Genomic DNA, 23,106 nt, shown 5'->3' on the forward strand with positions numbered 1-23,106 from the left:
CCCAAAGGAGGCGCAAAGATGCGTGCGGTTAAATTGAATCTCAGAATACCAATCGCCATCTGTGCGCTGATTTGGTGGCTTGCGGCGTTTGGCGCTTCGCGTGTGCAAGCAGCTACGTGGAACAAGAATCCGGTTGATTTTACCAGTGAAGCGACCAATCCTTCTTTTAGCAGCGATGGGGCCACGCTTAAAGATCAAGTTGCCCAAAACGGCCTGTTCATGTTGCCGATCCAGTCAGTGTATGCGTCAGGTTTTGAACAAGTTGATGCCAATACGCAAGTGGTCGATCCAAACGGGAATGTGACTTTTGTGATCCCAGCAGGCAGCTATGATTCGCCGTTTCGTTCTGATAACGCCATTTTTGGCAGTGGGCAGCATTGGGCGCAATTGGCTAAATTCAGCATGGTGTTCAGCCTGGGCGGTGGTGTTTGGATCCCGGCCAACAGTCCGGCGGTGACTTATACTTATGGCGCGCATCCTGGCGATAACACCGTTAAGCGCGGCAGCGATGGGTTTGTTCCGATCGGCACGGATACCGGCAGCGAACTGTATCGCAGCGGCAGCGAATATTCCACTAACCAGATCAATGTGCGCGACCCGATGTATATCCAAATCAACCTGAAAGCCGCCGGTTACAGCGATAAAGTTGATACCTTGACGGTGCAGGAACAATTCACCTTAGCCGGCGGCACGCCGTGGTACAAGACCCAGTTGGGGAAGCTGGATTTTCATATTCAGCTCACGCCTAAAGTTGCTTCGACTTTGCCATTGCCCAATAACGTTTCTTATCAAGGCAAAGAAGTCGGCACGATTGTGATCGGCACCGGCACGATTCCAGGCGATACGCTGCATTATGCCATTAACAAAGAAGCCACACTGGATTCGCCAACGATGCAAAATGCCGATGGGTCCACTGTCAAAGTCTTGGATGACAAACGCTGGGTGTGGCTGGTTCCGCCTAAGGTGCTCAACCCCAATGATGTCTTGCATGTGGTGGAAGAAAGTCCGCTTAAAGATGCTTCCGACAATGCACAAGACACCTTGGTCGATGTGTCTAAGTATCTTACCGGCGGCGACGGTGCGCAGCAGGTCAAAGAATTGGAAGATCTGATCAAGCAGTTTCTGGTCGATGGCAGCGATCCGACCGTGTTAGATCACATTGTTGATACGATCAACGACATTAATCAAACCGTGGAAGTCGCCAAAGCTTCTGATGAATCACCATTGCAGCTGACTTTTGACAACGATGCGAATTTCGTGTTTGCGCCAAGTTACAAGACCCAAGACTTGCATGGTTATACCTTCTTGCAGCCGGCTGCCACCACACGCAAGCTCAGCTTAGCGCCTGATGACGAAAGCATTAGTAATGCCAAAGCCGTCACCTGGCAGGTGTACAAGCATGGCAGCGCCGACGTTTATTCAGCCATGGATAGTCCCGTGACCTTAAGTGATGCTTCAACTAGCGGGGTGACGGCGACGGCTAATCAGGTGGCGGCGACGCAAATCAACGACTTAGATGGCGGGGTCGATATCGTGGCAGACATCACCTTGAACTCTGGGGTCAAGATCCTCAAGCGCGTGACCTTGCAGGTGTTGGCTTTAAATCCTGAACATGCCGATTCTGGTAATTTAGGCGAAGATCGCACGGTGAAATTGACCAAGGTCCCAGCCAGTCTCAAGGCGGCGCAAGCAACGGCGCAAGCGGCGGGGCAAGCGATGGCGCATTTTATCAAATACACGCCAAACTACGATGCCACAAAGCTGAAGAATTCGGCGACGTTTTTGCCAACTGATGCTGCTGCGTTCAGTTATTCGATCCCGAACTTGAGTTACTTGAATGCCGGCGATATTTATCAGTTGAATTTTGAATATCACGGCCAGACTTATTATTCCAATGCAGCGCAAATTGTGATCACCCAGCCGCAAGGGCCAACCGTGCTGGCGGTGCCGGATTTTGACTTCGGGAAAGCGGAGTTGAGTCAAGTGATCAGCGTCGCTTACACCGGGTCGGCGGCGCTGCAGGCCAAAGGCGGGGAATTTACCTTTGGGGCGCATACCGGCGCGAATAACAAATGGATGATCACTGCGTCAATGACGCCTTTTGTCACGAAAGATCAACCAAATCAGCCAATCGATACGGTGCTGCATACGACCTTTACCCCGGATGATCCGGATTTGGCTAAAGCGGTGGGCTTTGACAGCACAGTGAAGTCAGGGCCGATTCCTGATACGGCTGATTCGGTGGTGGTTTTCTCCACGACGCAAGCTGACGTCAAGGACTTCACATTAAGTGGGCAAATGTCAGCGGCGCTGGACGTTTTGCCATCAGCAAGCGCACAAACAGGCACTTATACATCCACGATTACTTGGGCGGCAGGCACGGTACCAGATCAGCCGGCAGCACGTTAAAGAAGGGGGCGCCGAGGGATACGGCGAGATAATAATGATCAGATTATGGGGACAAGCACAATTTTCCATCAAAACCAAGAAACTTTCCGGGTATGAATTATTCTTACGAGAGCAGAAGCTTCCAGGCGGCCCTTGGCGGCTGCCGGATAATATCAGCTTGATCGATCCGGTGCAAATGAGTGCATTATTGAATGAGACGTTGGCAGCGATGCCTGATGGCTTAGAGTTCGTGGCGTTTAATCTTGATCAATCGCAATTTGTTCAGCCTGAATACTTGCAGCTTCTGCAAGATGTTAAGCGTACCTTGCCGTTTAAATTGGGAATCGAATTGACCGAGCGGCACGGGGATGACACCAAAGCCGTGGCCCTGGCGGATCTGGTCACAAGCGCCAAGGCCTATCAAGGCGCAGGCTTGTTGGTGTGCTTGGATGATGTGGGGACTGGTGAGAACGTCGGTGATTTGGTCCAAGCCCTTGATCCATACGTCAGTGAGTACAAATACGCCATCCAGAATGTCCGCAAAACCCAACCTCAAGCGCAAATCGCAGCCGAAGTCACCCATTGGCGCAAACGCGCGCTGCAGTTAGGCAAAGTGTTTACACTGGAAGGTTTGGAATTGTCTGATGATTTGACGCTGATTCGAGATTTCTGCCCGGATTTTGTGCAAGGTTATTACTTTGGCACACCGCATTTTATGGCGATACCGCGGGATTTGACGGCAGGTTAGGGTGAGGCTGTTGCGAATTCTTTGCGTTTTTTGACGATCCTTGGGACAATAATAGCAGCACAGCGGGCGGCCGCGGTGCTGCTATTATTTGTATTGGAGGAGAAATGGATGAAGACAAAGGGTTTGTTGATGACCAACGGAATCGTCGGCTTGATCGGCGGCGTGTTGTTGCTGCTGGGACCGTTTCTGTTGACCGGCGGGGCAGTGTCTGACATTGCAGGCGGCACCAGCGGCAGTACGAGCGGGGTTTCTACTGTGCTGACGCTGGTTAAGATCGCGGTGTTGGCACTGGGGATCATCGGCTTGGTGTATTACAAAGGCGATGCCCGCGTTAAGCAAGCGCCTGATGTGCTGCTGGTGGTTGGCGGCGGGGTCGCGTTGATCCCGTTTCTCGGCTGGGCCGGCGGCATTGTGGTGATCGTTGGCGGCGCCTTGGCGTTAGCCGGGTTGAAGGCGTTCAATGCACCACAGCAATAATTTAGCATGAGATTCAGCCGGTTGCTGTTAGCAGCCGGCTGTTATTATGTCAACAGGTAGCGATATCGCGACGATGCATGAGAAAATAATGAGTCAAATCTCATTACAAATTCACTAAATCACAAATAGTAATTGACTTTCTCTCAATTTTTGGTAGGGTATTCATAACAACATGAGAAAACTATGAGAGGGAGAATAATCATGTCTTTGACTACTGAGATCCGACCTGGCACCAACCGTTACATTAACCACACCGGGGCATTGGCGCAACTGCCAGAGTTATTGGCGCCTTTTGCCAAGCCGATCATTGTCACTGGCGAGAAATCGTATGCCGCTTTTTCTGAGCTGGGGCCGCAACTCGATTATCCGCTGTATCGCTACGACGGCACCGCTTCTGATGAAGACGCCGCGCGGATCGCTCAAGCGGCACCTGACGCCGATTGTGTGATCGGCATCGGCGGCGGGCGCGTCTTAGACACCGCCAAAGACGCCGCTGAGGTATTGCACGCGGCGACTGTGTGCGTGCCGACGTTGGCTTCCAACTGTGCGCCTTACACGCCGATCGGGGCGATTTACAATCCTGATCACAGTTTCAAGCGCGTGGCTTATTTCACCCAAGCGCCTTACGCGACGGTGGTGGATTGGGATTTGATTTTGACTACGCCGCATGATTATTTTGTCGCCGGCATTGGCGACACCTTGGCCAAGTGGTACGAATTAGTGGGCTTGACCAAAGACCGCACGGATTCACTGCCGGCCTTTTCCCGAGTGGCCAAAGCCGTGGCTGAAAGCATTTTTGCCACGTTGAAAACCCAAGCGCCTGCGGCCTTGCAGGCGCTGGCTTCAGGGGTGGTGACGCCGGCGTTCACCGATGTGGCCGATAGCATCATTGGCATTGCCGGTACCACCGGCGGCTTCGGGGTTGCTGACGGCCGCCAAGCCGGGGCCCATGCGATCCACAACGGCTTGACGCATCTCAGCGAAACCCATGAATTGTTGCATGGCAGCAAAGTCGCCTATGGTATTTTGGTGCAGCTGGCGCATGAAGGCAAAGTTGATGAGATCCAAGCAATCTTGCCTTTCTATCGCGCGGTAGGACTGCCGATGAAGCTGGCGGATCTGAACATCACCGAACATATCGATGAAGCGCTGGCCACGGTGGCAGAAACTGCCGCCAGTGACGCCGAAAGCTTCAAGCTGATCGATCCCGACATCACGCCGGCGCAAGTCGTACAAGCGATGCGCTTGGTTGAAGCCCAATAATTCACAAAAACAGCGCTGCTTCAGATGTGAAGCAGCGCTGTTTGCGGGTCTGGGAATTATTCTTCAACGAGGAACTTGCGCAACTGACCAGCTTGGATCTGGCTGACTGTGGTGGTCAAGCGCGTGCCTTCTGGGGTGTAGTCGGTGGCTTGCACGCTGGTTTCGCGATTGATGAAGTCCACGACTTGCCCTTGGTCAAAAGGCACCAAGTAAGTGTTGATTTGGTCATTGGCAAAAACGTGGGCTTTGATCAAATCCACCAGCTTCTGCAAGCTCGCAGGGTCTTTGGCCGAATAAATCAAATCGTCACCATTGATCTCAGGATAAGTCGCACCTTCGCGTTTGTCGGCTTTGTTATAAGCAACGATCATCGGGATGTCGGTGATGCCAATGGATTCCAAAGTGGTTTGGGTGACTTGCATCATGTCTTGATAATGCTCGTCTGAGTAATCCACCACTTGGATCAATAAGTCCGCGTTAGCCGCTTCGGCTAAGGTGGCTTTAAAGGCGTCAACTAACGTATGCGGCAGTTTAGACACGAAGCCGACAGTGTCAGACAACAAGAACTTGCGCTTGTCAGGCAAGCTGATTTGGCGCACTGAGGTATCCAGCGTGGCAAAAAGCATGTCTTTCTCAAACACTTGCTTGGTTTCTGGATGGTCGGAGAACAGTTCCAACAAGCCGTTCATGGTGGTGGACTTGCCAGCGTTGGTGTAGCCGACTAAGGCCACTGTCGGCAATTCGTTGGCCTTGCGCTTGGCACGGCGGACTTCTTCGCCGATGTCGGCGTCTTTGAGGTCTTGGCGCAAGTGGCTGATGCGCTTGTTTAAGACCCGCTTGTCCATTTCCAGCTTGGTTTCGCCGGCCCCACGGTTGGCTAAGCCGCCACCGCCGCCTTGCTGATCCAGCTTGTTGGCACTGGGATGCAAGCGCGGCAAAGCGTATTGCAGCTGGGCGATTTCAACTTGGGTCTTGGCGGTTTTGCTTTTGGCGCGGTTGGCGAAAATTTCCAAGATCAGCTGGGTGCGGTCGATGATGTGGTGCTTGATTTCGCGTTCCAAGTTGCGCAGTTGTGATGGCGACAATTCGTCGTTAACCAGCACAGTTGGCGCGTCTGAAGCGTCAGCCAGTTCTTTGATCTCGGCGACTTTGCCGCTGCCAAAATAATACGCGGCAGTAGAGCGGTCGAGGTTTTGGCGAACTTCGCCGACGACGTCATAATTATTGGCTTTGGCTAATTCAACCAGTTCGGTCATGGTGTATTCAAAATCATCGCGGCCGCGGCTGATGCCGGCGATGATGACTTTCTCAGGTTGTGGTTGTAAATCTTGCATTAATGCTCCTTTTGCTCGTGCACACAAAAACGGCAGCCCAGCTGCCGCGGTGGCGCCGCGAGCCTGCGATAAGTGGCTATCTGCCTAAAATGGCAATCTTCAAGCGCATGCGGATCACGCTCCCTTCGCGTTATTGTCTTAAGTGTAACATGGTGCTTCCACCACGCCAAGATAAACCAGAGCGAAGCAAAGCGCATTTAGCGGGTCAATTAGCCTAGCCCTCGTGCTTGCGGCGCACTTTGCCGCGAGTACGGGGGCGTAGCTAATTGCACCCGCGTTGCTTTGCGCAGCTCGACGAAGAAACCAGAGCGGAGTGGCGCGCTTTTAGCGGTGGATATAAGGCGGGATGACGCAAAGGCGCTCTTTGCCTTGGCGGCGTCACGACTTATATCACGCCGCGTTGCGCCACGCAGCTCGACGAAGAAACCAGAGCGGAGCAGCCCGGTCTTAGCGATGTGTATAAGACGGGATGACGTTTGGGCGTACTTGGCCCAAGCGGCGTCACGGCTTATACACAATCGCGTTGGGCTGCACAGCTCGACGAAGACCACAGCGTGAAAAGTCCGGACTTGCTCAGGCCCGGCCAGGTGTTGCTTCGGCGCGTGGTGCGGCAAGCCGGCGCTGGCTGTGCGGCCGGCTGCAACCCCGCAAAGTGCGCGTGGTTTACGCCTAACTTTTGAGCTTTGCACTCGCCTGCGGCTCGCCTCGCAAATCTCAAAAGTTGCCGCGATCAGCACAGCAAGCCAAGCACAACCCGCTTGTCTTGCTGTGCTAATCGTTTCACGGCCTGACCGGCTTGCCGCACCACGCACCTACGCAACACCTGGCCTCTGGTATCTGAATCAGGATAGCGAATCGTGCAGCACAAAATAAGCAGATTACACAATGCATCTGGTCAATAAATAGTCGTTTATGATGATGTAATTAGTGTTAATAGTATATTAATTATTCAATCTTTTGCGCCTATATACATAATCCTAGACGTCTGATACAATATTTAGGCACGAAGTTTAATGCGCGGTGGCCTTCGATTGCCAGAAGGGAGCTGATGCCTATGGAAGCATGGGAATCACAAAATCTGGGAAAGGAGCGCCTCTATGTATATCCTGGACGTGTTTTTCAACGTCCTCGCAACCGCCTGCCGCCTGATTGGCGATCATGCTGACACCATTGTCGGATTGATTACCATCACGTCTAAGTTGTTCGATCTTAGAACAACGTGGCAAGCGGGCACTGCTGACGGAAGGAAGCGGCGCAAGCGAAAAGGAAAGCATAAGAAAAAACCACGCCATTAATACTTTTGAGTGAGTAGACGTGGTTTAATTACGATGTCGAAAGGTCACCGCTCTTTAAGCGGCGTGCCGGACGTGGTGTTACCAGCACCACGTCTTTTTTGTACATAGACATGATACCATGATGTGCTATTTTGTGGCAATAGCGTGCCGAATCAGCACATCTCAGGTGCAAGGAAGCGGCGCAAGCAAAAAGGAAAGCATAAGAAAAAAACCACGTCATTAATACTTTTCACCGAGTAGACGTGGTTGTATAACCCAATCGAAAGGTCACCGCTCTTTAAGCGGCGTGCCGGACGTGGTGTTACCAGCACCACGTCTTTTTAGTACATCAACATGATAACGTGAAGCACTAATTCGTGACAATAGCGTGCCGAACCAGCCATGGTAGTTCCGCCGGGTTACTGTTGTTTTAGCATCGTCTTGGCAACAAGTTTGATCTGGCCTTTGATCGCGGCAGGATCATAATAGTACATTTTGGTGAAAGGCAAGGCGACGACGTGACCGGCTTTGACGGCAGGCAATTGCTGCCACACAGCGTTGTGCTTGAGGTCGCTGATGGCTTGGTCGTTGCCGTTGGCGGTAGTGGTGGTATTGGAGAAGAACATCCAGTCGCCGGCGTAAGTCGTTAGCGATTCGGTGGAGATCTGTTTGTAGCCGGTGCCGACTTCGACTTTCTGGCTGGCGGCGTTGAGCTTAAAGCCCATCGCTGTGACGATGGCGTTGCCACCGCGGCCCCAAGTGGCGCCGTCGACATATAGCTTGCTGGCTTGAATGTCAAAGAAGGAGACAGTCGTGACTGCCGGGTCGATACCGCCGGCTTTGAGCTGCGTCACAGCGGTTTTGGCCGTGGCCTTAAGGTCAGCGGCGACGGTTTTGGCCTGTGCGGTTTTGCCAAACCAGGTGCCGAATGTCGTCAAGGTTTGATACATGTCGCCGGTGCTGCCGTAGGGGATGTACAGCACTGGGGCGATGGCTTTGAGTTTCTTGACGTCGGCTTCGTTAGAGGTGACGATCAAGTCTGGTTTGAGTTTCAAAATCGCTTCTTGGTTCATCGCATTGCCCAGGTCTTTGATGCCCTTAGTGGCGGATTTGCTCAGCCAGGGGTTTTGCAGATCCATTTGCGTCGAGCCGACCACCGGCACGCCTAAGCTGAGCAATTCACCGGTGTATACGGTTGAAACTACGCGCTTTGGGTGCGCAGGGATCTGCGTTTTGCCGGCGGTAGTGGTGACGGTGCGCGTCGCTGATTGAGAACTAGTCGTATGCTTTGGGGCACAGCCAGCTAGCAGTAGAGTTGCCGCGGCGGCAATAATGAATGTTCGAATGTGCATGGTCTTCTCCTATTCGTGAAAGAGTTGCAACAAGAAGTAAGGCATGGTGATCACCGCGACCACCAGCCCCACCGGCAGCGTGGCCGGCAGAAACAAGTTATTGGCGACAATGGTGGCACCTAACATGATGATGATGCCTAATAAGATACTTAACGGCCAGCGCACGGCAAAATGACTGCCGATCATGCGCTTGGCAATGTTGGGGGCCATTAAGCCTACCAAACTAATGGCGCCGCCGACAGCTACCGCTACTGCAGCAGTGGCAATGGCCAATACCAACACTGCCAAGCGCAACCGCCTCATGGCTACGCCGGCGCTGATGGCCATGGCGTCGCCTAACACCAGCATTTCCAAAGGCCGAATCAAGCCGGCCACAACAACCAATAAGGCCAACAGCGCCAAGCCGTAGCCGCGCAGAAACGCCCAGTCCACATTCCAGAAGCTGCCTGACAGCCACACCAACACGCGTTCAAAATCAAAGGTGTTCATGTTCAGCTGCAACAATAAGATCACGCCGTTGAGCATGGCAGTCAATGCCACACCGCGCAACAACAATTGCAACCGGCTGCCTGATTGGCGCTGGTGCACGGTCAGCAGCGCCAAACACGCCCCAAGGACGACGGCCAGCGGCAGCCAGCGCTGCACTGACAGCCCCGACCAGCGGGCACTGGCGGCGATCAACAACACCGCCCCTAAGCTGGCCCCGGCGTTGACGCCAAGTAAGCTGGAATCAGCCAGCGGGTTATGGGTGAGTTGTTGCAGCAACATGCCGCTGGTGGCCAACCCAGCGCCGACAATGCAAGCGGCGACCAAGTAAGGCAGGCGCATGCGCCACACTACTAAGTTAGCGATGCGGTCACTGCCGCCAAATAAGGCGCCGGCCACTTGGGTCAAACTTAAGTGAATGTCGCCAAGGGCCAACAAGCCAATCGCCAAAGCGCATGCGACTGCCACCATCATCGGCCAAAGCCAACGCCGGGTCATAAGCGCACCCCCTTAGGCCGCGAAATCACAGCAAACAAGAAGGCGCCGCCGCAAATTGCACTTAACGCCGCCAGCGGCAACTCATTCGGGGCCGTGAGCGTTTTGGCCAAGATATCCATGGCTGACATGAAACACGCCCCGCCTAGCATCGTTGGTGCGATGTTGCGCTCGAAGCGATCCGGATGCACATACGCAATCACTTGCGGCACGCCTAAGCCGACAAAGCCGATGTTGCCAGCCACTGCCACTGCTAAGCCGGCGCACAGCACGACTAACGCGGCAGCCAGCAATCTCACCCGGTTGGGATCGATGCCTAAGCTGGCGGCAGTGGCATCATCTAAGACCATCAGCGACAATTCTTTATGAAAGCACCCGGCAATGATCACAATCACCGCCGCGGCGCCAAGCAGCACCGTGGCTTGCGCCGGCGTGGCGTTGGCAAAGCCGCCAACCAGCAAGTTGCGAAACTGGCTGGTGCTGTTGGTCAACAAGCCTGCCGCATAAGCCAAGCAGGTGATCAAACTCGACAACACCGTACCGCCTAAGATGAAGCGCAAGATATCCAAGCCCCCGCGCCGCATTGCCAAGCCCAATACCATCACAAAAGTCACTGCCGCGCCTAACAAACTCAGCCACAAGGTGTTGATCACGGTTAACGCCACGCCGCCTAGCGCGCCCAGCATCAACGCCAAAGTGGCGCCGGCATTCACGCCTAAAATCGCCGGATCGGCAATGGGATTGCGCGCCAAGCCTTGCATCAACTGCCCGGAAAAAGCCAACAAGGCGCCGACCAGCGCCGCGCACAGCACCCGCGGCAGGCGAATCGTCCAAAGAATCTGTTGGGCCAATTGGCTGCCCAGCCAAGGCGTCGGTGCATACCAATGTACCCCAGCCGCCAGTCCCAGCAGCAACAACACGCCTAAACCTAGCACAAGCCCGGTATTCAGGGCCCATAACCTGGTGTGTTTCATTGCGCCACCAAGGTTTGTGCGTTAAGCAGTTGCGGATAGTCACAGTCAGCTGGGGTGACTAAAGTGGCGCTGACTTCAAAGACGTCAGCTAATAATTCGGCAGTCAACACCTCAGTTGGGGTGCCGTTGGCCACGATCACACCATCATGTACGCAAATCAAGTGGTCACAATAGCGCGCCGCTTGATTCAAATCATGCAGCACCACCACGATGGTTGTGCCATTGTCGCGATTCAGCGCTTGCATCAAGTTCAGCACATCCAATTGATGGGTGAGGTCCAAGTAAGTGGTGGGTTCATCGAACATGATCACTGGGGCATTTTGTGCCAAAGTCATGGCGATAAAAGCGCGTTGACGCTGGCCGCCGGATAAGCTGGCCAGCGGCCGATTGGCAAATTCGGCGACTTTGGCTTGCAGCATCGCCAAGCGGATCTGGGCGTCTTCGTCTTGGTCTTTGCCAAAAAAACCGCGATGATACGCATACCGTCCCAGCTTGCACAATGCCGCCACTGTTAAATCGCCTGGCACATCCGGCGCTTGGGCCAAATAAGCCAGCGCCTGGGCGCGGCTTTTGGCCGGCAAGGTCGCCATGTCTTGCTTGCCGCAAAACAATTTGCCACCTATCAACGGTTCAATGCCGGCGATGGCTTTAAGCAGCGTCGACTTGCCGCTGCCGTTAGGGCCGATTAAGCCGGTGATTTTGCCGGCAGGGATATGTAAGGTTTGATCATTGATGATCACCTTTTTGCCGTAGCCGATCGTAAGCTGCGAGCCGCTGATTGCGTCAGTCATGGAGCGCCTCCTGATAAGCGGCCAGCGCTTGTGGATAGTCGCTAGGCCGTTTGACGATGCTGGTGTCGATGATGAAACTGGTTTGATAAGTCATGTTCAAGAATTCGCCAAGCTGCTGGATCGCCGGGGCAATGCCAGGTGCGGTTTGCGCCGGCGCTTGGGTGCCGTCGATCAAGGCGTAAAGCTTGATGGGCTTGGTGAATTCGGCTTTAACCAGCGTGCAGCGGTCCAGCCAAGTCTTCAACAAGCCGGTCATGTCCGACCAATACACTGGTGTGCCGATCAACAGCGCATCGACTTGGGCGATTTCATGGATCAAATTGGCAAAATCGTCCACTTGGTCAGCGTGTTGGCCGAGTTGATTAAGGTGATAATTCACCAGCGGCCATTCAGTGACCGCTTGATCAGCTAATAAATGTCGGCCCAATTTGGCGGTGTGACCGTTGGCATTGGGACTGCCATTGATGAATCCCCACTGCATAACACCAGCTCCTTACGTCATAAAATTACAAGGTAGTGTGAATTATATGGCAATTTATTGAGAGAAACAAGCGCGTCGATCGGCGAAAAATGCTGCGACAACGCTCACATCCCTTGCTACGCCTAGAATATCAGCATTCAAAGAAAAAGACAACTAATTTTGTTGAATAACAGTTGTGCGTGACTTAATGATACTCATTCTAATTTAACGGCGATTTCTCGATCATCAACTGACGTCATGAGTCATGTGTTTTTCCGTTGCAAATTTATGCCACTAGTTAAACATGATGTTGTCTGTTCATCGATAATGTTTAACTAGTGATCAGTCAAGGCAAGTTACTCAAGCCGATCATGATCTTGATACGACTATGGAGGACAGGGGTTGCGGAGGGGCGCGGGGCCAACAAGACGGTCAGGCCGTGAAACGATCAGCACACAAAGACAAGCGGGCTGTGCTTGGCTTTCTGTGCTGATCGCGGCAACTTTTGAGATTTGCAAGGCGAGCCGCAGGCGAGTGCAAAGCTCAAAAGTTAGGTGGAAAACGCGCGCTCCTCAGCGCGGTTGGAACCGGCCGCACCGCCTGCGCCGTCTTGTTGGCCCCGCGCGCCGCAGCAGCCCCTGTCCGGGCTTGACCAAACCACGCCTTGATCAAGTCCTCGCTTTATACGCTGTGGTCTTCGTCGAGCTCCGCAAAGCAACGCGGCGTGATATAAGTCGTGACGCCACTTGGGCACAGTACGCCCAAATGTCATCCCGCCTTATATCCACCGCTAAGTGCGCTTTGCTGCGCTCTGGGGTCTTCGTCGAGCTGCGTGGCGCAACGCGGGTGCGGCTAGCTACGCTATCGTGCTCGGGGCAAAGTGCGCCCCAATCACGATAGCTAGGCTACCCGACCCGCTAAGAGCGCGCCACTCCGCTCTGGGGTACAAAAAACACCAAGCCCGAGTGACTTGGTGTTTGCATCATTAAACTTGATCAGTAGTCCCATTGCGCCCGTTACGGGTCATATACAAGATCAATGCGACTAACGCCACATCGACCACTACCACGCTGCCGTAGCGCAAAGCTGCGGCGGCATGCGGCAACAGCGACAACAAGATCCCTTTAGAAGCCAAGAATACCAACGCGACGATCAACACCGCGGTGAACACCCACCAGCTGCTGCGGCCAAAGGCGTTGCCGCTGGCTTGGCGCTTGGCGATCCAAGGCATCATGAAGCCTAACACCACCATGCCGATCGGCACCACAATGTTTAGCGTCAGCATCAGTGCGAAAGTCTTGCTGTTGGCGTCAGTCGGGAAGAAGCCTAACACCGCCAACAAGAAGGTGACCACCAGCATCCACAAGCCGACGATAAAGCCCAGCTTATCGTTTTTGATGAACTTGTATTCTGGCGTCGGGAAGCGCGACGCATGGCGGCGCACCATGATATAAGACCAGAACAAGAAGCAAGTGGAGAATGGCGACACGATGCCGTTGAGGTTCAACAACCAGTTGAAAATATCGTTGATCTCCGGCAGCATCCCGCCTAACGCCATGATCACTGCACAGATGATCGTCGTCAGCCAGTAGCCGTTGATCGGCAGGCCATCGGCGGTTTTCTTGGTGAGCTGGCGCGGCATGAAGCGCTTGGCCACATCCGATAAGAACACCCGCGTGGAAGCGTCTAAGATCACCGCTAACTGGGCCAGCATGTAAATGCCTTGCACCACAGCAAACAGGTACATCAAGCTGTTGCCCATGCCGAATTGCTTACCGATGGCTTGAAAGGCGTAATACGAGCCGTTCATTTTCAAGTCGTTCGGCAGGTGATGGGCGTTGAAATACACGCCTAAAGAGAAGGTGCCAAACAGCGTCAAGAACATCGTCATGATCGCAATCATTTTCAACGCCTTGGGGAAGTCTTTGGCGGGGTGTTTCATGTCGGCGGTGTAAGGGGCGGCCAGTTCTGAACCGTTCATGGCAAACACGAACAAGCCAAACGTCGACAAGAAGCTCAAACTCCAGAAGTTCTTGGGCATGAAGCTTGAGAAGTGAAACGGATGCGTGGCGATAGGGTTGCCATGGGCTAAACCAGCGAAGGTCATCACCACAAACAACACCGTCATGATAAACATTGCCCCGCCGCCAATGGTGGACATCACTTCAAGCGACTTGTTCTTAAAGAAGTGCTGCAGCCAAATGAACACCACAAACACCACGGCAGTTAAGATGCCAAACCAGGCGTTGCCTAAGTTGTCTTGAATGTTGCCGTTGCCGTTTTTGATCCAGCCAAAAGAGATGACCACGGAATTGGCGACGTCAACGACATAAGGCAAGCCGGTGATCCAATAGAACCACGCGGCGAAATACCCGACGGTGTCGCCGTTAGTTTGGCGCATCCAGCTGGTGATCCCGCCGCCTAGCGACCCGAATGTCGAGCCCATGTGTGCAACAATCAAGTTATAAGGGATCACATAGAAAATGGTCATGATCACCCAAGAAGTGACGGCGACCAGACCTTGGTTTTGAAAGTTATAAATAATATCGTCAAAGCCGATCACGGTGACAAAATCCATCAACCCCACGATCAGCCAGGGAATGTATTGCTTATTCTTTTCTTCTTGCATGTTTGCTCCTCCACAATGCTTCAGTGACAGCCGCCACTTATGCACCTGGGGCTTTGTTTTGAACCATGAGCGCCTCCTTGTTCGATGAGATAACTGAACTATTCTACCGGATTTTGTCTGGCTTGCAAATACGCCAGCTTACAGAATCGTAAGGAAATGTTCGTTTCTGCAGGCAGTTTATACGTTAAGATAAGACTATCGAAATTCATGGAGGCATAAACTGATGCAAAACCAACCAGTGGTCATGGTCAAAGACGTGACCAAAACATACGGCAAGAAGAATGAGAAGCAATACCAAGCCTTGAAAGGCGTCAGCTTTTCGGTACAGCCAGGCGAATTCGTCGGCATCATGGGCGCATCCGGCTCTGGGAAAACCACTTTATTGAACATTTTGTCGACTTTGGATCGCCCGACCAGCGGCCAAGTCGCCATCAACGGCCAAGACGTGACGGCGCTCAAAGGCAACCAGTTGTCAGATTTTCGCGCCAAGGAAGTCGGGTTCATTTTCCAAGACTTCAACTTGTTGGAGAACTTAACGGCGCAAGAAAATATCGCCTTGCCCATGGCGCTGCAAAACGTGGCGCATGCCAAACAAGTCGCCGCAGTGGAGAAGATCGCCACGACTTTAGGTATTCAAGAGGTGCTTAGCCATTACCCAACAGAATTATCCGGCAGGCAGAAACAGCGCGTCGCCGCCGCTCGCGCCTTGGTGCAGAATCCGGCGATTTTGTTTGGGGATGAACCTACCGGCGCCTTGGATTCGCAATCAGCCAAGGAATTGTTGGACACGATGACCAAGCTCAATCAAGAACAAGGCGTATCGATCCTGTTGGTGACCCATGATCCGTTCTCTGCCAGCTATGCCAAGCGCATCTTGTTTATCAAAGACGGCCAAATCGGTCAGGAATTGGTGCACGGCGACAAGTCACAAAGTGATTTCTACCAAGAAATCTTGGCGACATTAGGGACATTTCAGACCAAATAGGAGGGCGCTATGTTACGTAAACTTGCCTTAGGCGGCATTCGCTCGCGCTTTCGCGATTATGCCGTGTTGTTTTCCGGGCTGGTGATCGCCAGTGCCGTGTTTTATATGTTTATGGCCTTGGCCACCAACACCAAATTCTTGACCAGCAACTCGCCGGTGGGGATGACAACGCTGATTTTTGGCTTTGGGGAAGTACTGTTGGTGATCATCACGATGGTTTATATCGTGTATGCCAACAACTTCTTGATGAGCATGCGCCAGCGTGATTACGCGATGTTCATGATGCTTGGCGCCAAAAGCCACAAAATCGCCCAGCTGATCTTCATTGAAACTGTCAGCGTGGGCTTGTTGGCCACAATCGTCGGTTCTGTGATCGGCATGGCGCTGACTGGCGTGGCAGGCAACTTGTTGATTTCGATGCTGCATGCGCCAGCGACGCATTTTGCTGTGTTCTGGCTGCCGGCGGTTATCTGGACTTTCGGCTTCTTCATTGCGATGTTTGTGGTGGCGGCATTCTTTAACGCCGGCAAGTTGTTGAAAACGCCGATGTTGACCTTGCTGCATGCTGACACCACGCCGAACCGCATCCAACAAAAGCCTTTAGGCCGCATCATTCAAGCCGTGTTGGCAGTGGTGTTGCTGGCGATTGGTTATTGGTCGATGCAGCAGTTGGCGACTTTACAGATCATGGCCATTGGCATTGCGTTGGTGACGATTGTTTTAGGCACGTATTTCTTGTTTAACTCGCTATTGGTGTGGGCCGTGGGCATGCTCAAGCGCGATCAGCGTTTCGCTGCCAAAGGCTTGCGCACCTTCACCTTGAGCCAGTTAAGCTTTCGCATTCGCGATTACACCAAGATCTTATCGGTAGTGGCGATGCTGTTTGCCTTGGCCTTAGGCGCCATCACCGTGGGGTTGGGTTTTGAACACGAAATCCCTGAACTTGCCGCTAAACAAACCGCTTATGATGTGGTCACCATCGCCCCCAATGCTGCAGTGCAAGCGCAAGCCGACAAGCTGCAAGGCGTCAAGGCCAAAGTCGCCTACACCCAAAAGCGCGATGCCAAAAATGTGTATTTTGACGCGGCTCAATTGGCCAAGCACCCGCTGGAATTCATGAACTTCAACAACGGCGACGTAAAGAAACAGCGCGCCACGGCGGCTAATTTCGCCAAGCTCGCCACTGAAGCTTCTAGTGGGCAATTGCTGCAGTTTCGCGTCCCTGCCGATGGCAATCGGCAGCTGAAAGTGCTGCCGCATGCGCAATTTGCTGAGCTGCCAGGCGCCACGCGCACGGTGACGACCTATCAGCTGCATGATTTTGCCGCCAATTATGACGTGATCGACAAGCTGGTCACTGCGCAAAACAAGCAATACCACATCACCAGCATGGATCAAACCGGCCAGAAGCTGACCACTTATGCGCTGATCAACTCAATGTTTTCAGGCTTTGCGTTCATGGGCTTCTTCTTAGGCATTGCGTTTTTGGCGATGTTGGCATCGACGTTGATGTTTAAGATCTTAAGCGGCGCCAGTTTTGACGCCAGCCGCTACTTAATGCTGCAGAAAATCGGCGTGCGGCCAGGGCTGTTGCGCCGCTCAGTGCGTCAAGAAATCGGGGCGTTGTTCCTGTTTCCCGGCGTGTTAGGCGTGGTGCATGTGTTGTTTGGCTTGCAGCTGTTTAATACCTTGTTGAGTCATCCTTATGAAAACTTGCTGGTACCGTTTGGCATCTTCATCCTGTTGTACATCGTGTATTATTTCCTCACGGTGTGGCTGTATGAAAGTATTGTCATCAGCAAGGACATCGCCACAGATTGATCGGCATGCAGGCTGGGACATCAAGCGGTTTTAGCCAATAACGCAAGCGGCTCTACGCCACGATTCTGCACTTTGAATCGCGGCGTAGAGCCGTTTGCGTTACTTGGCGTTGCTTGATGGAACGCGACTATAGGACTTTTGCATTTCAGCAGTCGCCAGTGTGCACCAGCACCCGATGGATGGCATAAGCGGCCAATGCGGCGTCGCTTGCGTTAGGGCCAATGAAGGAACGGCTGCCCTCGTCGGTGGGGATGGTCACTTGCGGACAGCGCGCCAATTCGGCTAAAGCCAACAAGCAAGCCGAATCTTCTGCGTTATCAGCCACTGTTGGCAATGGCATGACAGCTTTTTTCAAATCATGGTTGAGTTTGGTTTGCCAGGCGGCTTGCACCGCAGCGGCGGCGTCGTTTGGGCCTTGCCGCAATTGGGTCAAGGCCTCAGCGAGCTGGGCTTGTTGGGCAGGGGCAGGTTTGCCGATCAATTGAAGCGAGTGCCAGCTGCTTGCCGGCAACAACCCGCTCACCAGCTTCTGGAAAATATCGACGTCACCGGCGACAAAGCCTGGCGCATCAAAGCCTTCAGCCACACTGGTGCGCAAGGCAAAAACGTTGCTGGCAGCGGCAAGTTTGCGCAAGGAACCAGCGGCATCGATGCCGACTGCGCAATCAACTTGCTGCTGCGCCACGGCTTGGGCCAAGTCGTCGCAACTGCCAACTAAAGCGGCGCCGTTTGCCAGCAGCGCAGCGACCAGCGGCTGATCGGTTGAAACATTAGGTGCAATGGCAAAAGTCACGTCATCAAGCGTACCAGCGGCTGTGGGTGGCTGCGCGAGCGAAGAATCAAGTTGAACTAGCATGATGGGCCTCCTGTAAATGTTAACGTTAACATCATTATAGAACAATTCGTGTGTGATTGCATCCAATGACCGCTGGCTTGTCAATTACCAGGCCAGCAGCGGCCAAGGCGGTTGCAAATGCCGCACAAAAACGCCCAGGCGACGTGATGCGCCGCTTGGGCGATGAGGCATGGTTTATAATTCGAGTTGGTTATATGACAGCACTTTGATGCCTTCATCGGTGAGTTGGATCTTGGAAATCGAACCGTTTTTAGGCGCTTCGGTGACCACGAAGCCGTCTTGTTTGCCGAATTTATCCACAATGCTGCGAATGGTGGTGCCATGCGAAACCAGCAGCACGTTGTCGCCGTTTTGATTTTGCATGCGCAAGAGCTTGAAGCCTTTCTGCAGGCGATTCCAATAGGTCAACGCGTCTTCTGCGGCGCCGAAGGGATCGGCTTCATGGGTGAAGTCTTTGGAAGCATCGACGCCGTATTTGCTGATGATGGCCTTGAAGCTTGGCGCATCATGCGGCGCGCCGACGGCATACCAAGTTTTGCCTGAGTCTTCACCTTCATAATAGCCATAGAACTGCTCGCGGAAAAAAGGCGTGATGGTCAGCTCAACGTTGCTGTTGAGGTTTTGCGCCAAGATCTCGCGGGCGGTGTTAGACGCGCGCATTGTGTCGCTGGAATAAGCGTGGGTGAAGGTGATGTGGCTTAAGACGCCGCCGACTCTTTGGGCATCGGCCATGCCTTGTTCGGTCAATGGCGAATCCGACCAACCTTGCATCCGATTAAAGCGGTTGAACCAGGTTTGACCATGACGTACTAAATATACCGTGACTGTTTTCATAATAGTTTGCCCCTTCGCGTCGTTTGCCTCCAGTTTAGCACACGCGTCTACCAGACTAAAGCGCTTGCGGTATGGTACACTGAAAGAAACAACAACGAGGGGGACAGTGCATGCATAAATGGTGGCAACAACTCACCCAATCTTCCGCCAAACAATCAGCTGCTGCCGGCTCCAGCAGCTATTGGCTCGGCAGCGCGGTGGTCGCATTAGCCGGCGGGGGCTATGTGGTGTATAAACTGTGGGATCAGCATCAACTCGGCGCCATTATCCTGGCGGTGATTTTTGCGTTAGTGGCGGTTTATGACTTGCGCTTGGTGTTGGCCAAGCGCCGCGCTCGCCGCAGACGATAATTTAACCAAATCAAAACGGCTATGTCCGCCAAGGGACATAGCCGTTTTGCGCTTATTTCAAGCTGGTGGCCACTGTCAGCAAGGTCATGGCGTCGGTACCGCTGGCGGTGTACAGGATGTTGCCGCTGCGCCAAGCAATCGTGTTCAGCCGCAAGTTGCCGGTGTTCACCCGCAAAGTCACAGCACCATGGCCGGCAGGAATCGGCAAAGCGAACTTGCTAAACAAGGCGGTAGCTTGCTTGGCCAAAGGCAAAGGCAATTCATGGAACTGGTTGATGGCTTGCACCGTGATCGACCAGCGGCCTTCTTGCCAGGTGAGATACGTCGAGCCGGCGGCGCCTTGCTGCTCGGCCTTTAAGTTGTCGCCGATGTCGACACTGGCGTTGGCGGCGTCAACCGGTTGATAGTTGATTTGCGCTTCGGCGGCCTGCACCGTGGCGTAAGTTTGCTTGGTTAACTTGATTGCGGCGGCATTGTCACCAACTTGGCTGGAATTGAACGCCAAAGCGGTGCTGCCAGGGTTGTAGTAAATTGCGTAGTGACTGCTGTTGCCGGTGTAGCTGGCATTCAGCGTGGCGTTGGTCGGATAAGTGCTTGGCAACAAGGCCCCAGGCAAGGCGGCTTTAAGCTGCTGGTTCAAGCTGGTCAAGCGCGAAACTGATACTTTGGCCGTGCTTGATGCAGCACTAGGCGCTGCTGCTTTGCTGGATGAAGCAGCGGTTGCCTTGGTGCTGGTGCTTGCCGCTTTGCTGGATGAAGCGGCGGTGCTTGAGGCTTTGGTCGTTTGCTTGGTTTTGCTGGATTGACTGCTGGTGATTTTGCTGCTGGTGGAATCTTTACTCTTGTCGTTGCCGCATCCTGCCGCCAGTAAAGCCAAGGCGATTGCCGGGACAACGAGCCATTGCGTCTTCTTCATGTAAACCCCTCCATTTCCACCTTGATTATAAGCCTTGCTACCCAAACAACGCGAGAGATAATTCGTCAAGCAGCGCCAAGTCACGCAAATAGCTGTCCCCTGCGATTCATCGTGAATCGTGAGGGACAGCTATTTATCTGATTGGCTACAACCGCTTGCGATTACAGCCTGGGTGAATTAATCGTTAAAGTTGCCGGTTTCGACGTCTTTGATGAATTGCTTCAAGTGGGCGAAGTAAACGGGGGCGTTGTCGATCATGTGGTGATGACCGCCGTTGGGGGTGGTGACCAAGCGCGCATGCGGAATGTCTTCGGCCATGCGTTGGGCAGACTTCATCGGCATGGTTTCGTGTTCGCCAAAAGTCAACAGCGTTGGTACTGTGATGTTGTGGATCTGATCGCGAATGTCCCAGTCTTTAAGCTTGCCAGTCACGACAAATTCGTTGTCGCCTTGGAAGGCGCCGTAAACATCAGTGGCCATGGTGGAAATCAAATGGCTGATGGCAGGCGGCTGCTTGCGATCCACATAGCCGGCGTTTAAAATGTCGACATATTTCTGGTATTGCGGGTCGTCCCAGTTGCCGGCTTTTTCGACTTGCTTCATGTATTTCACAGCAGAAGGCGGCAGCGCCTCTTCACGGCACAGTTCAACATGTTCAAGGTATTCATTGATGTTGTCGACCATGCTGGAAATGATGGCGCCTTTGAGGTGTTGGCCGTACTTCAAGGCGTACAGCTGCACCAGTGCGCCGCCCCAGCTTTGCCCGATCAGGTAAAAGTGGTCAAGCCCAAGCTTTTGGCGGACTTCTTCGACTTCATCCAAGAAGTAATCGGTAGTCAAGTACTTCTGGTTCTCCGGGTCGGAATAATCAGGCTGATCGGAATAGAAACTGCCGAGTTGGTCATACATGTGCACTTGTACACCAAGATCAGCAAGTTCTTCACCGAAGTTTTCCCAGTATTCATGGGTGCCGCCAGGGCCGCCATGCAGGCATAACAAGTGAATGTCGCCTTGGCCTTGGGTGTTGGTCCACAGGTGGTAGCCATTATCCAAGGTGAGGATCGTGGTTCCTTGTTTCATTACAATCACCGCTTTCATAAGATGTTATTATTGTAGCACTATCTTTCAGGGTACGGGAGGGCGTGATCAGCTGCTGAACTTAAGTCGCGAATATCTGATGTTTGAAACATAGTCAGCATGATTTTTTGACTCTATTTTTCGAAATCGACGTTTTCAAAAAATAGAAGTTGAAAATCTTACGCTTAAATGGCATATTCTAGATATATTAGAAATATGGAGGACGCCAGCAATGAGCTATTTACCGCTAAGCAGATTTAAGTATAATAACGACGGTACCGGCAGGAAAACAGTGAGCCAAATTGATGCTGAGTATCAACAAAGACTTGATTGGCCTTCGACTGTTATCACGCGGTTGTATCCGGCTTTGGTGGATGTGAATCTGTTGGATAACGCCGCGATTGAGCGTCGAGGCGTATCGTTGGCGAAATTTCCCATTTTTTTCGTGGAAACGCGCAATATTAATTTACTCGTCAATCGGATCCAGCGGCTTTCAATGACGATCTTAAATTTGGCGCACAGTCAGGGCTTGCCGAATGTTGCAATCAATAGTTATCTCAAGAAGTTGTTGAGCAATGAGATCATCTTTACCAATGAAATTGAAGGCGTTCAAACCAATCCCCAAGAAATCGGGACAATTATCGGCAATCTTCGTCAAAACCAAGGCAAATCGGACAAGCGACTGGAGTCGACCATCCGTAAATACAACGACTCAGTCACAGCCCGGATGAGAAAAATCACGCAGTTAAGCGACTTCAGAGATATTTATAATGAGCTCCTCAAAGGTGAAATAGCACCGCAACAAATGCCGGATGGAGAGTTATTCAGAGATACCTTCGCCTTCATTGGCACAGCGACGAGAGCGGTGCACATTCCGCCTGTCCATGAAGTGCAAATCAAGGAGGCGCTGGAGCAACTGATCGGTTTTATGAACAATGATGACTATGTGCCCATTGAGAAGGCGGTCATTGCGCACTTCATGTTTGAAAATACACATCCTTTCGCAGATGGTAATGGTCGTACGGGACGATATTTATTGTCATCATATCTTTCCAGCAAGCTTGATCCGTTCACCGGCCTTTCAGTTTCTACGGCCATTCACAATAATTTATCGATTTATTACAAGCTGTTTCAAGAAGCCGATAATATCGAGAATCGTGCCGAATTGACCTTCTTTCTAGAAGGAATGTTACGCATTATCGAAAGCGGACAACGCGATGTCGTCGCCGAACTTCAAGCCTCCAAAGAACGCTTGAAAACAACCACCAAGCGGCTATATGAGGCTTATCCAGAGCTTGATGATGAGTTGAAAGAAATCCTGTATGTGTTGTTGCAATCATACTTGTTTACGGAAAGTGTGACTTATGGTATCCAAGACCGTGATATCCAGGAAGTGTTGAAACGAGATCGCAAGTCGATTCCCAAGGCCCAGACGAAACGCAATCTTGAGCAACTTGAGCAACTTGGCTTGATCGACAGTGTGTTGCGAAAACCCCTCCAGCATGTGCTAAGCCAAGCCGTGTTGGACAAGATCTTACCCAATCCAAAGTAAATATAAAGCTAAATACACCAATGGCCCTCTTCACGATTCCTTGT

Annotated in this window: 20 protein-coding genes; 9 read left to right on the forward strand and 11 right to left on the reverse strand. The window is 52.7% G+C overall.

Going from position 1 to position 23,106, the window contains the following annotated elements:
* Positions 1-18: 18 nt before the first annotated feature.
* The 4 genes from ACGG90_RS04045 to ACGG90_RS04060 all read left to right on the forward strand — a co-directional run bounded on the left by ACGG90_RS04045 (position 19) and on the right by ACGG90_RS04060 (position 4,876).
* Positions 19-2,409 (forward strand): hypothetical protein, encoded by a 2,391-nt coding sequence (locus ACGG90_RS04045; protein WP_390406175.1) that lies wholly within the window; start codon positions 19-21, stop codon positions 2,407-2,409.
* A 34-nt stretch (positions 2,410-2,443) separates the two neighbouring features.
* Entirely contained in the window at positions 2,444-3,136 is a 693-nt protein-coding gene (locus ACGG90_RS04050) for an EAL domain-containing protein (protein ID WP_390406178.1), read from the forward strand.
* 108 nt (positions 3,137-3,244) lie between these two features.
* Positions 3,245-3,613, forward strand: a complete 369-nt coding sequence (locus ACGG90_RS04055) for a hypothetical protein (protein WP_390406180.1) — start codon at positions 3,245-3,247, stop codon at positions 3,611-3,613.
* Between the two features lie 201 nt (positions 3,614-3,814).
* Positions 3,815-4,876: an iron-containing alcohol dehydrogenase family protein gene (locus ACGG90_RS04060; RefSeq protein ID WP_390406183.1), complete on the forward strand. Its 1,062-nt coding sequence runs from the start codon at positions 3,815-3,817 to the stop codon at positions 4,874-4,876.
* A gap of 56 nt (positions 4,877-4,932) precedes the next feature.
* Here ACGG90_RS04060 and hflX read toward each other — a convergent pair whose 3' ends face one another.
* The gene (hflX, locus tag ACGG90_RS04065; RefSeq protein WP_390406186.1) at positions 4,933-6,210 is read right to left on the reverse strand and encodes a GTPase HflX; all 1,278 of its coding nucleotides are present in this window, start codon (positions 6,208-6,210) and stop codon (positions 4,933-4,935) included.
* Positions 6,211-7,307: 1,097 nt separating this feature from the next.
* Between hflX and ACGG90_RS04070 the strand changes: the two genes are divergently transcribed.
* Positions 7,308-7,505 carry a hypothetical protein gene (locus tag ACGG90_RS04070; RefSeq protein WP_390406189.1) on the forward strand — a complete coding sequence of 66 codons (198 nt, stop codon included), beginning with the start codon at positions 7,308-7,310 and terminating at the stop codon, positions 7,503-7,505.
* Positions 7,506-7,903: 398 nt separating this feature from the next.
* Here ACGG90_RS04070 and ACGG90_RS04075 read toward each other — a convergent pair whose 3' ends face one another.
* The 6 genes from ACGG90_RS04075 to ACGG90_RS04100 all read right to left on the reverse strand — a co-directional run bounded on the left by ACGG90_RS04075 (position 7,904) and on the right by ACGG90_RS04100 (position 14,671).
* Positions 7,904-8,836 carry an ABC transporter substrate-binding protein gene (locus ACGG90_RS04075; protein ID WP_390406191.1) on the reverse strand — a complete coding sequence of 311 codons (933 nt, stop codon included), beginning with the start codon at positions 8,834-8,836 and terminating at the stop codon, positions 7,904-7,906.
* A gap of 9 nt (positions 8,837-8,845) precedes the next feature.
* On the reverse strand, positions 8,846-9,820 hold the full coding sequence (locus tag ACGG90_RS04080) for a FecCD family ABC transporter permease (RefSeq protein WP_390406192.1): 975 nt from the start codon (positions 9,818-9,820) through the stop codon (positions 8,846-8,848).
* Entirely contained in the window at positions 9,817-10,791 is a 975-nt protein-coding gene (locus ACGG90_RS04085; RefSeq protein ID WP_390406195.1) for a FecCD family ABC transporter permease, read from the reverse strand. Before ACGG90_RS04085 ends, ACGG90_RS04080 begins: the two co-directional genes overlap by 4 nt.
* The gene (locus ACGG90_RS04090) at positions 10,788-11,582 is read right to left on the reverse strand and encodes an ABC transporter ATP-binding protein (protein WP_390406197.1); all 795 of its coding nucleotides are present in this window, start codon (positions 11,580-11,582) and stop codon (positions 10,788-10,790) included. Before ACGG90_RS04090 ends, ACGG90_RS04085 begins: the two co-directional genes overlap by 4 nt.
* On the reverse strand, positions 11,575-12,063 hold the full coding sequence (locus ACGG90_RS04095; RefSeq protein ID WP_390406200.1) for a flavodoxin family protein: 489 nt from the start codon (positions 12,061-12,063) through the stop codon (positions 11,575-11,577). Before ACGG90_RS04095 ends, ACGG90_RS04090 begins: the two co-directional genes overlap by 8 nt.
* Positions 12,064-13,027: 964 nt before the next feature.
* Positions 13,028-14,671, reverse strand: a complete 1,644-nt coding sequence (locus ACGG90_RS04100) for an APC family permease (RefSeq protein ID WP_390406202.1) — start codon at positions 14,669-14,671, stop codon at positions 13,028-13,030.
* A 223-nt stretch (positions 14,672-14,894) separates the two neighbouring features.
* Between ACGG90_RS04100 and ACGG90_RS04105 the strand changes: the two genes are divergently transcribed.
* Both ACGG90_RS04105 and ACGG90_RS04110 read left to right on the forward strand, forming a co-directional pair.
* Positions 14,895-15,656, forward strand: coding sequence for an ABC transporter ATP-binding protein (locus ACGG90_RS04105; RefSeq protein WP_390406205.1), 762 nt, complete (start codon positions 14,895-14,897; stop codon positions 15,654-15,656).
* 9 nt (positions 15,657-15,665) lie between these two features.
* Positions 15,666-17,477 carry an FtsX-like permease family protein gene (locus ACGG90_RS04110; protein ID WP_390406207.1) on the forward strand — a complete coding sequence of 604 codons (1,812 nt, stop codon included), beginning with the start codon at positions 15,666-15,668 and terminating at the stop codon, positions 17,475-17,477.
* Between the two features lie 145 nt (positions 17,478-17,622).
* Here ACGG90_RS04110 and ACGG90_RS04115 read toward each other — a convergent pair whose 3' ends face one another.
* Positions 17,623-18,333, reverse strand: coding sequence for a hypothetical protein (locus ACGG90_RS04115; protein ID WP_390406209.1), 711 nt, complete (start codon positions 18,331-18,333; stop codon positions 17,623-17,625).
* Between the two features lie 174 nt (positions 18,334-18,507).
* Entirely contained in the window at positions 18,508-19,167 is a 660-nt protein-coding gene (locus ACGG90_RS04120; RefSeq protein ID WP_390406212.1) for a histidine phosphatase family protein, read from the reverse strand.
* 110 nt (positions 19,168-19,277) lie between these two features.
* On the opposite strand from ACGG90_RS04120, the gene ACGG90_RS04125 reads away from it, so the two are divergent.
* Entirely contained in the window at positions 19,278-19,517 is a 240-nt protein-coding gene (locus ACGG90_RS04125) for a hypothetical protein (protein ID WP_390406214.1), read from the forward strand.
* Between the two features lie 52 nt (positions 19,518-19,569).
* Here the strand turns inward: ACGG90_RS04125 and ACGG90_RS04130 are convergent, their stop codons facing one another.
* Both ACGG90_RS04130 and ACGG90_RS04135 read right to left on the reverse strand, forming a co-directional pair.
* On the reverse strand, positions 19,570-20,433 hold the full coding sequence (locus ACGG90_RS04130) for a hypothetical protein (protein WP_390406216.1): 864 nt from the start codon (positions 20,431-20,433) through the stop codon (positions 19,570-19,572).
* A gap of 177 nt (positions 20,434-20,610) precedes the next feature.
* Positions 20,611-21,513 (reverse strand): proline-specific peptidase family protein, encoded by a 903-nt coding sequence (locus ACGG90_RS04135; RefSeq protein WP_390406217.1) that lies wholly within the window; start codon positions 21,511-21,513, stop codon positions 20,611-20,613.
* A gap of 229 nt (positions 21,514-21,742) precedes the next feature.
* Here ACGG90_RS04135 and ACGG90_RS04140 point away from each other — a divergent pair, with 229 nt between their 5' ends.
* Complete coding sequence (locus ACGG90_RS04140; RefSeq protein ID WP_390406220.1) at positions 21,743-23,062, forward strand: Fic family protein; 1,320 nt, start codon at positions 21,743-21,745, stop codon at positions 23,060-23,062.
* Positions 23,063-23,106: the final 44 nt, after the last annotated feature.

The sequence above is a fragment of the Lacticaseibacillus jixiensis genome (assembly GCF_042847315.1).
In the GTDB taxonomy this organism is placed as follows: Bacteria; Bacillota; Bacilli; order Lactobacillales; family Lactobacillaceae; genus Lacticaseibacillus; species Lacticaseibacillus jixiensis.

Bases quoted from the DNA above. Each gene is read 5' to 3' on its own strand.
- ACGG90_RS04045 (WP_390406175.1), top strand. From the start codon at position 19: ATGCGTGCGGTTAAATTGAATCTCAGAATACCAATCGCCATCTGTGCG.
- ACGG90_RS04050 (WP_390406178.1), top strand. From the start codon at position 2,444: ATGATCAGATTATGGGGACAAGCACAATTTTCCATCAAAACCAAGAAA.
- ACGG90_RS04055 (WP_390406180.1), top strand. From the start codon at position 3,245: ATGAAGACAAAGGGTTTGTTGATGACCAACGGAATCGTCGGCTTGATC.
- ACGG90_RS04060 (WP_390406183.1), top strand. From the start codon at position 3,815: ATGTCTTTGACTACTGAGATCCGACCTGGCACCAACCGTTACATTAAC.
- hflX (WP_390406186.1), bottom strand. From the start codon at position 6,210: ATGCAAGATTTACAACCACAACCTGAGAAAGTCATCATCGCCGGCATC.
- ACGG90_RS04070 (WP_390406189.1), top strand. From the start codon at position 7,308: ATGTATATCCTGGACGTGTTTTTCAACGTCCTCGCAACCGCCTGCCGC.
- ACGG90_RS04075 (WP_390406191.1), bottom strand. From the start codon at position 8,836: ATGCACATTCGAACATTCATTATTGCCGCCGCGGCAACTCTACTGCTA.
- ACGG90_RS04080 (WP_390406192.1), bottom strand. From the start codon at position 9,820: ATGACCCGGCGTTGGCTTTGGCCGATGATGGTGGCAGTCGCATGCGCT.
- ACGG90_RS04085 (WP_390406195.1), bottom strand. From the start codon at position 10,791: ATGAAACACACCAGGTTATGGGCCCTGAATACCGGGCTTGTGCTAGGT.
- ACGG90_RS04090 (WP_390406197.1), bottom strand. From the start codon at position 11,582: ATGACTGACGCAATCAGCGGCTCGCAGCTTACGATCGGCTACGGCAAA.
- ACGG90_RS04095 (WP_390406200.1), bottom strand. From the start codon at position 12,063: ATGCAGTGGGGATTCATCAATGGCAGTCCCAATGCCAACGGTCACACC.
- ACGG90_RS04100 (WP_390406202.1), bottom strand. From the start codon at position 14,671: ATGCAAGAAGAAAAGAATAAGCAATACATTCCCTGGCTGATCGTGGGG.
- ACGG90_RS04105 (WP_390406205.1), top strand. From the start codon at position 14,895: ATGCAAAACCAACCAGTGGTCATGGTCAAAGACGTGACCAAAACATAC.
- ACGG90_RS04110 (WP_390406207.1), top strand. From the start codon at position 15,666: ATGTTACGTAAACTTGCCTTAGGCGGCATTCGCTCGCGCTTTCGCGAT.
- ACGG90_RS04115 (WP_390406209.1), bottom strand. From the start codon at position 18,333: ATGCTAGTTCAACTTGATTCTTCGCTCGCGCAGCCACCCACAGCCGCT.
- ACGG90_RS04120 (WP_390406212.1), bottom strand. From the start codon at position 19,167: ATGAAAACAGTCACGGTATATTTAGTACGTCATGGTCAAACCTGGTTC.
- ACGG90_RS04125 (WP_390406214.1), top strand. From the start codon at position 19,278: ATGCATAAATGGTGGCAACAACTCACCCAATCTTCCGCCAAACAATCA.
- ACGG90_RS04130 (WP_390406216.1), bottom strand. From the start codon at position 20,433: ATGAAGAAGACGCAATGGCTCGTTGTCCCGGCAATCGCCTTGGCTTTA.
- ACGG90_RS04135 (WP_390406217.1), bottom strand. From the start codon at position 21,513: ATGAAACAAGGAACCACGATCCTCACCTTGGATAATGGCTACCACCTG.
- ACGG90_RS04140 (WP_390406220.1), top strand. From the start codon at position 21,743: ATGAGCTATTTACCGCTAAGCAGATTTAAGTATAATAACGACGGTACC.